The organism is Nocardioides sp. (genome assembly GCF_036401255.1).
GTDB lineage: Bacteria > Actinomycetota > Actinomycetes > Propionibacteriales > Nocardioidaceae > Nocardioides.
Genome location: NZ_DASWVI010000277.1, coordinates 40,786 through 52,040, shown reverse-complemented (window position 1 = coordinate 52,040; position 11,255 = coordinate 40,786). Strand labels below are relative to the sequence as shown.

Annotated in this window: 10 protein-coding genes; 3 read left to right on the top strand and 7 right to left on the bottom strand. The window is 71.7% G+C overall.

Annotated features, from left to right (window positions below; genetic code table 11):
• On the bottom strand, positions 1-193 hold a 193-nt coding region (locus tag VGD85_RS13105), incomplete at its 3' end, for a hypothetical protein (protein WP_414690810.1).
• 178 nt (positions 194-371) lie between these two features.
• On the opposite strand from VGD85_RS13105, the gene VGD85_RS13100 reads away from it, so the two are divergent.
• Complete coding sequence (locus VGD85_RS13100; protein ID WP_331063883.1) at positions 372-884, top strand: peptidylprolyl isomerase; 513 nt, start codon at positions 372-374, stop codon at positions 882-884.
• A gap of 18 nt (positions 885-902) precedes the next feature.
• Positions 903-1,835, top strand: a complete 933-nt coding sequence (locus VGD85_RS13095) for a rhomboid family intramembrane serine protease (protein ID WP_331063882.1) — start codon at positions 903-905, stop codon at positions 1,833-1,835.
• Positions 1,836-2,495: 660 nt separating this feature from the next.
• Here the strand turns inward: VGD85_RS13095 and VGD85_RS13090 are convergent.
• Complete coding sequence (locus VGD85_RS13090) at positions 2,496-2,954, bottom strand: cell division protein CrgA (protein WP_331063881.1); 459 nt, start codon at positions 2,952-2,954, stop codon at positions 2,496-2,498.
• 87 nt (positions 2,955-3,041) lie between these two features.
• Between VGD85_RS13090 and VGD85_RS13085 the strand changes: the two genes are divergently transcribed.
• Entirely contained in the window at positions 3,042-3,860 is an 819-nt protein-coding gene (locus tag VGD85_RS13085; RefSeq protein ID WP_331063880.1) for a DUF881 domain-containing protein, read from the top strand.
• Here VGD85_RS13085 and pknB read toward each other — a convergent pair.
• Genes pknB through VGD85_RS13060 form a run of 5 tightly spaced genes read right to left on the bottom strand, consistent with a single transcriptional unit; the run spans position 3,820 to position 11,252 of the window.
• Positions 3,820-5,619: a Stk1 family PASTA domain-containing Ser/Thr kinase gene (pknB, locus tag VGD85_RS13080; protein WP_331063879.1), complete on the bottom strand. Its 1,800-nt coding sequence runs from the start codon at positions 5,617-5,619 to the stop codon at positions 3,820-3,822. The genes VGD85_RS13085 and pknB overlap by 41 nt on opposite strands.
• Complete coding sequence (locus tag VGD85_RS13075) at positions 5,616-7,031, bottom strand: serine/threonine-protein kinase (RefSeq protein ID WP_331063878.1); 1,416 nt, start codon at positions 7,029-7,031, stop codon at positions 5,616-5,618. Before VGD85_RS13075 ends, pknB begins: the two co-directional genes overlap by 4 nt.
• Complete coding sequence (locus VGD85_RS13070) at positions 7,028-8,500, bottom strand: penicillin-binding protein 2 (protein WP_331063877.1); 1,473 nt, start codon at positions 8,498-8,500, stop codon at positions 7,028-7,030. The genes VGD85_RS13075 and VGD85_RS13070 overlap by 4 nt, the downstream gene beginning before the upstream one ends.
• Complete coding sequence (locus VGD85_RS13065) at positions 8,497-9,912, bottom strand: FtsW/RodA/SpoVE family cell cycle protein (protein ID WP_331063876.1); 1,416 nt, start codon at positions 9,910-9,912, stop codon at positions 8,497-8,499. Before VGD85_RS13065 ends, VGD85_RS13070 begins: the two co-directional genes overlap by 4 nt.
• Positions 9,912-11,252, bottom strand: a complete 1,341-nt coding sequence (locus tag VGD85_RS13060) for a PP2C family protein-serine/threonine phosphatase (RefSeq protein WP_331063875.1) — start codon at positions 11,250-11,252, stop codon at positions 9,912-9,914. The genes VGD85_RS13065 and VGD85_RS13060 overlap by 1 nt, the downstream gene beginning before the upstream one ends.
• Positions 11,253-11,255: the final 3 nt, after the last annotated feature.

The window sequence follows — 11,255 nt, the reverse complement described above, 5'->3', positions numbered from 1 at the left end:
TCGCCGGGGCGGCCTTGGCGCGGGCGTCGGCGATGACAGGGGCGGCCTTCGTGCGGGCGTCCGCGATGACCGGGCCCGCCTTCTCCCGAGCCGTGGCCACGGCCGACTCGAGCTGCGGCTTGACCTGCTCGACGTACTGGTTGACGGTCTCGCTCGCCTGGTCGATCAGGGACTTCTTCTTGCGCAGACCCATCGTGTGGCACTTCCTCTCGTCGTGTCCTGCCTCATTCGATCATGTCACTCCAGGGGGAACCAGAGGCATGCTGCCGGGCAGGCCGCTTGCCGGCCGTGCGAGGATCGGACGGCACAACAGCTCCCTGTACTTCCCTGCGTACACCCTGCGGTGTACCCACCCGACGTGAGAGGCACTCATGGCTGACCTGCAGGCCGTTCTCAAGACCAACCGGGGCGACATCACGCTCAACCTGTTCCCCGACCACGCGCCCGAGACCGTCGCCAACTTCACCGGCCTCGCCGAGGGCACGAAGGCCTACGACGCGGGCAACGGCAAGACCGGACCGTTCTACGACGGCCTGGGCTTCCACCGCGTCATCGAGGGCTTCATGATCCAGGGCGGCTGCCCGCTGGGCACCGGCACCGGCGGCCCGGGCTACACCTTCAAGGACGAGCCGCACCCCGAACTCACCTTCGACAAGCCCTACCTGCTCGCGATGGCCAACGCCGGACCGGGGACCAACGGCTCCCAGTTCTTCATCACCGTCGGCGCGACCACGTGGCTGAACTTCAAGCACACGATCTTCGGCGAGGTCGCCGATCAGGCCTCCCGCGACGTCGTCGACGCGATCGCGACCACGGCCACCGGTCCGGGTGACCGGCCGGTCGAGACGGTCGTGATCGAGACCGTCGAGATCGTCCGCGGCTGACCCTCCCGAGCGCCACCCGTGTCCGAGCACGACATGCCCGCGGCCGGGGTGCCGACCTGCTATCGGCACCCCGGCCGCGAGGCGCACATCCGCTGCCAGCGCTGTGAGCGGCCGATCTGCCCCGACTGCATGCGCGACGCGGCGGTGGGCTTCCAATGTCCCGAGTGCGTGGCGGAGGGCCGGCGTACCACCCGCAGCGGCCGGACCGCGTTCGGCGGGCTGCGGCCGACGAACGCGGCCACCACCTCGTTCGTCCTCATCGGCATCAACGCGTTCGTGTGGCTGATGATCATGGCCACCGGAGGCAACTCCAGCCGGGTGCTGGCCTGGCTCGAGCTGCGCCCCGACGGCCTGTGCGACCTGCAGAACGGGTTCGTCAACCTCCAGGTCGGGCAGTCCGCCTGCACCGCCGGCGGCGGGGAGTGGATGCCCGGCGTCTACGACGGCGCCTACTGGCAGCTGCTCACCAGCATGTTCACCCACGTGCAGCCGCTGCACATCGCGTTCAACATGTTCGCGCTCTACGTCCTCGGGCCCCAGCTGGAGCTCGTGATCGGACGTACGCGTTTCCTCGCGCTGTACTTCCTGTCCGGGCTGACCGGCTCGGCGCTGGTCTACTGGGCGGCGCCCGAGTTCCAGGCCACGGTCGGGGCCTCCGGGGCGATCTTCGGACTGCTGGGCGCTCTGCTGGTGGTCGTCCACAAGGTCGGTGGGGACTACCGATCCGTCCTGACCTGGATCGCGATCAACTTCGCGTTCACGATCGCCTTCCGCGGCACGATCTCCTGGCAGGGCCACCTCGGCGGGTTCCTCGGCGGCCTGGCGATCGCCGCGATCTTGGCCTACGCCCCGAAGGGTCGCTCCCGCCCGCTCTTCCAGGTGTCCGGGCTGGTCGTGGTGGCCGCCCTCACCGCGCTCGCCGTCATCCTCCGCACCGCCGCCCTCGGCTAGCCGGGAGAGGGTGCTGAGTCGGCGCTACTGCAGGTTCGCAGGGTGCCGAGTCGGCGCTTGTGCAGGTTCGCAAGGGTGCTGAGTCGGCGCTACTGCAGGTTCGCAGGGTGCTGAGTCGGCGCTACTGCAGGGTCTCCTGGCCTCGCCGGCGTCAGCTCGAGCCGGTCGGCGAGCAGCTCACGAGCCGCTTCCAGTGACGGTAGGGTGCCGAGTGAGGGCGACGGCCGGGCACCGGTCTGCATTGGCGCCGACTCGGGGTGTGTTGGGCCTGCGTTGGCGCCGACTCGGGGTGTGTTGGGTCTGCATTGGCGCCGACTCGGGGTGTGTTGCGCCTGCATTGGCGCCGACTCGGAGTGCGTTGCGCCTGCATTGGCGCCGACTCGGGGTGTGTTGGGCCTGCATTGGCGCCGACTCAGCATCCGTGGTCGTGCACAGGTGTGGAATCACCTGTGGAGAACTACATCGCTGTAGTTCTCCACACGGTTGTCCCCAGGTGTGGAGAAACGGCACCGCCGGCCCCAGGGGGATCGGCGGTGATGGTGCGTCTGAGACGCGAGTGGGTCGCGATACGCCCGTCGCAGCTTCGTTCCTCAACTGCGGGGCTACTCGACCTGGCTGCAGGGTCTTCGTCTCGAAGCTTCGCTTCGTGACGAAGGCAGCTCACTCCCAGCGGGTGGCGAAGGTGAAGCCCACCGCCATGAAGGCGATGCCGACGAAGAGGTTCTTCTGGCCCAGGTCGTTGAAGACCGGGACGCTGGACATGTCGTTGCTGAACACGTAGTAGGTGCAGATCCACAGCAGGCCGATGAGGAAGCAGCCGAGCATGCCGACGACGACGCCGCGGCCGCGGCCCAGCGGCGTGGACGGGTGGGCGGAGATCACCAGGCCCAGCATCAAGAGCCCGAACCCGATGAAGTAGTTCCAGTTGCCGAGGTCGTCCATGAACGCCGGGCTGCCCGGGTCGGGGGCCGGGAACACCGTCGGGTCGACCCGGACGACGACGTAGTAGTAGGTCATCCACGCGATGCCCAGCACCATCAGCACGAGCGCGACCACGAAGCGCACGGACAGCACGGGGCCGCGGGCGGGGGCGAGGGGGTCGAGCTTGGCCTTGGCCACGGGTGCTCCTGGTTGTCGTGATGGTGGTCGCTGGTGAACGGGTCGCGCCGTGGGGTCGGCCACGGGCTGCGGGATACCTTAGTCCGCGTGAGCAGGCGTTCCCATGCGAGGTCCCCGCAGATGGGGTCCGGTCGGCTGCGCTGGCTGGTCGCGCGCGCCCTCCGAGGTGGGGCGCGCAGCCCGTGGCGGATCGGCACCCCGGTCGTCGGGCTGCTCTGCGGGGCGCTGTTCGTCGTGAGTGCGACCAACAGCGACGGCACCGACCTGCGCCCCGGGCGCTACACCGACCTCGCGTCCCTCGTCGACAACGAGGCCGACGAGTACGACGCCCTCCGGGCGCGGCTCGCCGACCTCAACGACCAGATCGCGGCGCTCACGGCGGCGACCCCGGACCGGGAGGTCGAGCGCCACCAGCGCCGGGTCGACAAGCTCAAGGACCCGGCCGGCCTGGTGCCTCGGAGCGGTCCGGGGCTCTCGATCACCCTGTCGGACGCACCGGAGGACGTGATCAACTCGACCAGCGGCGACATCAACGAGCTGCTCGTGCACCAGCAGGACATCCAGGCGGTCGTGAACGCGCTGTGGAAGGGCGGCGCGACCGCGGTCACGATCGCCGGCCAGCGCGTCGTCTCGACCACCGGCATCAAGTGCGAGGGCAACGCCGTCCAGCTCCAGGGCGTGCCGTACCCGCAGCCCTACGTCATCGAGGCGGTCGGCGACCAGGGCGCGCTGCTCACCGCGATCGAGTCCGACCCCTACGTGGCGGCCTACCGTCAGGACGCCGCCGACCCCGGCATCTCCGTCGGGTGGGACCTGGACCTGGAGGAGCGAGTCGTCGCGCCGGCGTACGACGGCCTGCTCGACCTCAACTACGCCGTGCCGATCGCCGCCGGATCCGGGGACTGACCGACCGGGGTGGGACCGCTCGGTCGAGCACGGGCGGCGGTGTGTCGGTCGGTGTGCTGCTGGGGGTGTCCGTCGGGCTCGGCTCGCCGGTCGGCTCCTGGTAGTTCGAGACCAGGATCGTCACCGTCGACCCCTGCGAGGCCGTCTCGCCGGGCGCCGGGCTCTGGTCGGTGACGGTGCCGGCGGGCTCGGTGGAGTCGGGGTCGGTCAGGACCCGCGGCTCGAAGCCGGCGGAGCGGATCTTGTTCTTCGCCTCCGACTGCATCAGCCCGACGACGTCGGGGACCTGCTCGGGGCCGTCGGAGTAGAACACGACGACCGTGCTGCCCTTCTCGACCGACGCGTTGGCGGGCGGGTCGGTCTCGACGACCTGCCCGGCCGGCTCGTCGGACTCCTTCTCCTCCAGCCGGACCTCGAAGCCGTCGGCCTCGAGCTGGGCCTTCGCGGCCGCCTTGTCCAGGCCGACCACCGGCGGCACGGCGACCTCGGGCACGCCGAGGGAGATCGTGAAGCCGACCGGGGTGTCGGGGTCGACGTAGGTGTCGGGCTCGGGATCTTGCCGGATCACCTTGCCGGCGGGCACCGTGTCGCTGTTCTCGCGGTCGATGGGACCGACGGTGAGGCCGGCGTCGCCGATCAGTGACCGGGCCTGCGCCTGGGTCTTGTTGATCAGCTGCGGCACCGGCACCTGCTCGGGCGCCTGCTCGAAGAGCTTCGGCCACACGAAGTAGGCACCCGCGATCAGCAGCGCGACCAGCAGCGCCCCGATGAGGACGAGCAGGCCGGTGCGGCTGCGCGGGAGCGGGTCGTCGCCGGGCGGCACCGCCCCGACGACCATCGTCGGCTCGGTCGCGGCCGGTGCCGCGCTCACCGGCACGGGCGCCGGGATCGGCGCCTGGACCGGCCGTCCGGCCAGGTAGCGCTCGATGTCGCTGCGCATCGCCGCCGCGGACTGGTAGCGCTCCTCCACCCGCTTGGCCAGTGCCTTCATCACGATCGCGTCGATCTCGGGCGGCAGCTCGGTGTCGTGGTCCGAGGGAGGTACGGCGGGCTCGCGCACGTGCTGGTAGGCCACGGCGACCGGGCTGTCGCCGACGAACGGCGGACGCCCGGTCAGCAGCTCGTACAGCAGGCACCCGGCGGAGTAGACGTCCGAGCGGGAGTCGACGGTCTCGCCGCGCGCCTGCTCGGGGGAGAGGTACTGCGCCGTGCCGACCACGGCCGCGGTCTGGGTCATCGTGGAGGAGGCGTCGCTGATCGCACGGGCGATGCCGAAGTCCATCACCTTGACGTCGCCGCTCGGGGTGAGCATCACGTTGCCGGGCTTGATGTCGCGGTGGATGATCCCGGCCCGGTGGCTGTAGTCCAGAGCGGAGAGCACGCCGCTGGTGATCTCCAGCGCCCGTTCGGGCAGGATCTTGCGACCCTCGCGCAGGATGTCGCGCAGCGTGCGGCCTGCGACGAACTCCATGACGATGTAGGGCTGGGAGACCCCGGACCCGTCGCCGGCCGGCTCCTCGCCGGTGTCGTAGACCGCGACGATCGCCGGGTGGTTCAGCGAGGCCGCCGACTGCGCCTCGCGGCGGAACCGGGCCTGGAACGTCGCGTCGCTGGCGAGGTCGGTGCGCAGCCGCTTGACGGCGACCACCCGCCCGAGCCGGGTGTCGGTGCCCTTGCGGACCTCCGCCATCCCGCCCCGGCCGAGCAGCTCGCCGAGCTCGTAGCGTCCCCCGACGAGCGGGGGCTGGTGGTTGCTCATCGACGGTCGACCTCGCCTCGGGTGTTCGGTGACGGGCTGGTGATCGGGCTCGCGGACCTGCTCGCGCCCGGGTCGGGGGCGGCCGTGTCGGAGGCGACCCCGGTCGGCGAGTCCGTGGGTGACGCCGGCGGCGTGGACTCCGTCGGCGTCGGTGTCGGGGACGCGGAGGTGGGTGCGGTCGAGGGCGGCTCGGACGTCGGCTCGCTCGAGGGCGGCTCCGAGGTCGGCTCGGAGGACGGCGGCTCGGAGGTCGGCTCGCTCGAGGGCGGCTCGGAGGTCGGCTCGGAGGTCCGGGTGTGCCGCTGCTTCGGGGTCGGCTCCTCGGCCGGGTCGTCGGAGCCCAGGCCCTGCGCGACGAGCAGGAAGACGATGAGCGCGACCACCACCACGGCCAGCACCGCGAGCACCGGCCACAGTGCGTTGCGCCGCCGCGCCCGCCGCGGGTCGGGGTGCAGGCCGGCGACCGGTCCGGGCACCGGGGTGGGCTCCGGCGGCAGGACGCCCGCCGCACCGGGGAGGACCTGGGTGTGGTCGTGCTCCACGACCGGTCCGAGGCCGGCCACCGCGGTGGCCGGGTCGCGCAGGGCAGCCGCGAGGGCTGCCCCGTCGGCGAACCGGTCCTGGGGCAGCTTCGCGAGGCACCGGCGTACGACGGCGGCCAGGTCGGCCGGGACGGAGCCGGGCAGCTCCGGGACCGGCTCGCGCAGGTGGGCGAGCGCGGTCGCGACCGCCGTGTCGGCCACGAACGGCCGCCGCCCGGCGAGGCACTCGAAGGCCACGACGCCCAGCGAGTAGACGTCCGAGGCCGGGGTCGCGGTCTCCCCGCGGGCCTGCTCGGGCGAGAGGTACTGGGGGGTGCCCATGACCTCGCCGGTCTGGGTCATCCCGACGCCCTCGGCCGCGCGGGCGATGCCGAAGTCGGTGACCTTCACCTGCCGGTCCGGCGTCACCAGCAGGTTGGCGGGCTTGACGTCGCGGTGCACGATCCCGGCGGCGTGCGCGGCGGCCAGTCCGTCGGCGGCCTGCGCGAGCAGCTCGCGCACGGCGACCGGATCCATCGGCACGTCGGGCCGCAGCAGGGCCGAGAGCGGCTGGCCGTCGACGAGCTCCATGACCAGGTAGGGCCGCTGCACCCCGGACCCGTCCGCGGCGGGCGCCTCCCCGAAGTCGTAGACGGCGGCGATGTTGGGGTGGTGCAGCGACGCCGCGTGGCGGGCCTCGGTCTGGAACCGGGTGCGGAACGACGCGTCGTCGGCGTACTCGTTCTTGAGCAGCTTGAGCGCGACCTCGCGGCCCAACGTGGTGTCGGTGCCGCGCCACACCTCGCCCATGCCGCCGGTGGCGATCCGGGCGTCGAGACGGTAGCGGCGCTCGGCGTCGGCGAAGCCGAAGCCCTCCGGGGTGGTGGTCACTTGATCACCGCCTCCATCACGGCCTTCGCGATCGGGCCGCCGAGCATGCCGCCGGCGATCTCGCTGCGGGGGATGTCGGCGTTCTGGATCATCACCGCGACCGCCACCCGCGGGTTCTCGGCGGGGGCGAAGGAGATGAACCACGCGTAGGGGGAGCGGTCGGTCTGCCCGGCCTGGGCGGTGCCGGTCTTGCCGGCCACGGCGATCCCCGGGATCGCGGCCGGCGACGCCGTGCCGTTGTCGACCGTCGAGACCATCAGCTTGGTGACCTCGCTGGCGGTCGAGGCCGACACGGCCTGCGACAGCTCCTGCGGGTCGGTCTTCTGGATCACGTCGAGGTCGGCGGACTGCTCCTCGTCGACCAGGTAGGGCCGCATGACCGAGCCGCCGTTGGCGAGACCCGCCGCGACCATCGCCATCTGCAGCGGGGTCGCCGAGACGTCGAACTGGCCGAAGCCGGTCTGGCCGAGCTGCGCCTCGTCGATGTCGGTGGGGAACACCGACTCCGCCTGGGGGGTGAGGTCGTCGAAGTAGTGGCTGTTGAACCCGAACCCCTCGGCGGTCTTGGCCATGTCCTCGGCGCCGACCTGGCCCGCGAGCTGGGCGAACGTGGTGTTGCAGGACTGCTCCATGGCCTGGGTGAACGGGATCTTCGACCCGTTCGCACCGCAGGAGCGGCCCTCGTTGTCGATCAGACCCGTCGAGCCGCGGGTCAGCGGCAGCTGGTAGGTCACGCCACCGGGGACGTCGTCGCCGGCGGTGTAGAGGCCCTTGTCGATCGCCGCCGCGGCGGTGACGACCTTGAACGTCGAGCCCGGGGGCAGCCGGGTCTGGATCGCCCGGTTGAGCAGCGGCTGGGTGGGGTCGCCGTCGAGCCGGTCGAAGGTGTCCTGGACCGAGCCGAGGTCGTGGGAGGCCAGCTTGTTGGGGTCGTAGGTCGGCAGCGAGACCATCGCGAGGATCTTGCCGGTGTTGGGCTCGAGCGCCACGACCGAGCCCTGGGTCCGGGGGCCGAGCGCCGACAGCCCGCGGTACGCCGCCTCCTGGGCCGCGGGGTCGATCGTCAGCTTGACGTTGCCGCCCTTGGTCGGGTCGTTGCTGAGCAGGTCGACCAGCTTGGTGACGAACAGCCGGGAGTCGTCGCCGGAGAGGACGTCGTTGCGGGTCTGCTCGATGCCGGTGGCGCTGTAGTAGCTGAACCAGCCGGTCAGCGGCGCGTAGATCATCGGCTTGGGGTAGGTGCGCTGGAACTTGTACTCGTCGTCGGACTCCACGCTCTGGGCGACCGGCTTGTTGCCGACGAGGATGGCGCCGCGCTCGCGGGAGTAGGAGGCGACCAGGACCCGGCGGTTCTGCGGGTCGTCGTTGAGCTCGCCCGCCTTCCAGTACTGCAGGTAGGTCGCGTTGAGCATCAGGGCGAGGAACAGCAGCAGGCAGAAGATCGAGATAGTCCGGATCGGCTTGTTCATGGCAGCCGCCCCAACCGGACGACCTGGGTGGCGTCGTCGCTGATCGCGGTCGTGTCGTCGGAGAGCTGCGGGGCCGGGCGCCGGGCCTGGTCGGAGATCCGCAGCAGGATCGCGACGATCACCCAGTTCGCGATCAGCGACGAGCCGCCGTAGGAGAGGAACGGGGTGGTGAGGCCGGTCAGCGGGATCAGGCTGGTCACGCCGCCGACGACGACGAAGACCTGGAGCGCGAAGATGCTGCCGAGGCCCACCGACACGAGCTTGCCGAACCCGTCGCGGCAGATCAGCGCGGTGCGCAGGGCACGTTCGACGATCAGCCCGTAGAGCAGGATCACCGCGATCACCGCGGTCAGCCCGAGCTCCTCGCCGATCGCGGCGATGATGAAGTCGGACTCCGCGAACGGGACGCGGTTGGGGTCGCCGTCGCCGAAGCCCCGGCCGATCAGCCCGCCCCACCCCATCCCGAACTGCGCCTCGACCGGCTGGAAGGCCTGGTCGCCGTTCTTGCCGTAGTAGTCGAACGGGTGCAGCCAGATGTCGAAGCGCTCGGTCACGTGCGGGAACAGGTAGTACGCCGCGGTCGCGCCGCCGGCGAACATCAGCGCGCCGACGATCAGCCAGCCCGGCCGCTCGGTGGCGACGTACAGCATCACCAGGAACAGGCCGAAGAACAGCAGGCTCGAGCCGAGGTCGCGCTGGAAGACCAGGATGCCGAGGCTGACCAGCCACATCGCGAGGATCGGGCCGAGGTCGCGGCCGCGGGGCAGGTCGACGAAGGCGACGCGGCGCCCGGCGAGGGCCAGCGCGTCGCGGTGCAGCACGAGGTAGCCGGCGAAGGTGATCACGAGCAGGACCTTCGCGACCTCGCCCGGCTGGAAGTTGAACGGGCCGACGTGGATCCAGATGCGGGCGCCGTAGACCGACTTGCCGATCCCGGGCAGCATCGGCAGCAGGAGCAGCACGATCGCGGCCAGCCCGCTGGTGTAGGTGAACCGCTGGAGGTTGCGGTGGTCGCGCAGCGCCAGCAGCGCCGCGACGAACAGCGCGAGGCCGAGCGTCATCCAGGTCAGCTGCTGCTGGGCGTAGCCGTGGAAGTCGCCGGCCGCCTCCTTGGCCAGGTCGAGTCGGTGGATCACCGCCAGGCCGAGCCCGTTGAGCGCCGCGACCACCGGCAGCAGCACCGGGTCGGCGTACGGCGCGACGAAGCGGATGACCACGTGGGCGGCGATCACCAGCGCGGCCAGCCACCCGCCGTACCCGACGATGTCGGCCGGGACCTTGCCCTCGACGCCGATGCCGACGGCGGCGTACGCACCGATGCCCACGGTCAGGGCGAGGACGAGCAGGAAGAGCTCGGCGCCGCGGCGGCGGCGGTGCACGAACCCCATCAGGCTGGAGGAGGTCTGCGACATCAGCCCGCGCCCCCGGTGCCGGTGTCGGTCTCGACCGACTGGCGGGCCGCGAGGTCGCGAACCTTCTGCTCGGCATCGGCGAGGTTGTCGTAGGCGATCCCCTCGCGCACCCGGTCGGCCTCGATCTCGCCGAGCCGGTCCAGCCGGACGTCGGAGCGCTCGTAGGGCTCGGACAGGGAGAAGCCCGCCAGCTCGGTGTTGATGCCGCGGAAGATGACGACGGTGCCGTCCTCCTCACCGACGAAGTACTGGTCCTGCGACCACGACCACGCGGCGGCCAGGCCGATCCAGACGAGGCCGGTCACCAGCACGAGCGCGAGCAGGCGCTTGAGCCACACGAAGCGGCGCGGGGGCCGGGGCGCGTAGCGCGCCTCCTCCGGGTCGATCGGGTCCGCGGTGATGGCGTAGGGGAGGTCGTCGGGGATGTCGGCCTGCACCGGCTCGAGCTCGCCGGTGTCGCCGGAGCGGTGCCCGCGGAACAGGCTGCCCATGGCGCCCATGCCGCCGCGCTGCCGGTGCAAGCGCCGCTCGGCGGCGGCGCCCACGAGCAGCGGCTCGGCGGCCTCGCCCGGGGCGGGTGGGTCACCGGCGTCGACGGCGTCCGCGACCAGGCAGGTGACGTTGTCGGAGCTGCCGGCCTCGAGACTGGCGCGGACCAGCTCCACGGAGGCGAACTCGGGGCTGCCGGTCGCGAGGATGTCGGCGAGCCGGTGGTCGTCGAGGACCCCGCTGGCGCCGTCGCTGCACAGCAGCAGCCGGTCGCCGGCGGTCAGCTCGATCACGAACAGGTCGGGCTCGACGTCGCCGGGGCCGCCCAGCGCGTTGAGGATCAGGTTGCGGTGCGGGTGGACCCGCGCCTCCTCCTCGGTGATCCGACCCTCGTCGATCAGCGTCTGCACGAACGTGTGGTCGGAGGTGAGCCGGGTGATCTCCCCGGCCCGGTAGAGGTAGGCGCGGCTGTCGCCGACGTGGCCCATCGCGACCCGCGCCCCGTCGAAGAGCGCGACCGTCGCGGTCGTGCTGGTGCCGTCGAGCGCCGGGTCCTGCTCGGCCAGCTCGTTGATGCGGTCGTGGGCGCGGTGCAGCGCACCGGCGACCTTGGTGAGCAGGTCGTCGGGGGACGCGCCGTCGGGGGGGACGTCGAGACGCCGCAGCTGGCCGATCGCGGTGCTGGAGGCGATGTCCCCGCGGGCCGCGCCGCCGACGCCGTCGCACACGGCGACCAGCCACGGCCCGACGTACCCGGAGTCCTGGTTGTCCTTGCGGACCCGGCCCACGTCGGAGATCGCGGCGAACCGCAGGCGCAGGCTCGTGGGCGCCGTTGCTGGCGTGTCGGTCATCGG

What these genes read in the sequence shown, in the direction of transcription:
- VGD85_RS13100 (WP_331063883.1), top strand. Translation starts at nt 372, where the DNA reads ATGGCTGACCTGCAGGCCGTTCTCAAGACCAACCGGGGCGACATCACG.
- pknB (WP_331063879.1), bottom strand. Translation starts at nt 5,619, where the DNA reads ATGAGCAACCACCAGCCCCCGCTCGTCGGGGGACGCTACGAGCTCGGC.
- VGD85_RS13070 (WP_331063877.1), bottom strand. Translation starts at nt 8,500, where the DNA reads ATGAACAAGCCGATCCGGACTATCTCGATCTTCTGCCTGCTGCTGTTC.
- VGD85_RS13065 (WP_331063876.1), bottom strand. Translation starts at nt 9,912, where the DNA reads ATGTCGCAGACCTCCTCCAGCCTGATGGGGTTCGTGCACCGCCGCCGC.
- VGD85_RS13060 (WP_331063875.1), bottom strand. Translation starts at nt 11,252, where the DNA reads ATGACCGACACGCCAGCAACGGCGCCCACGAGCCTGCGCCTGCGGTTC.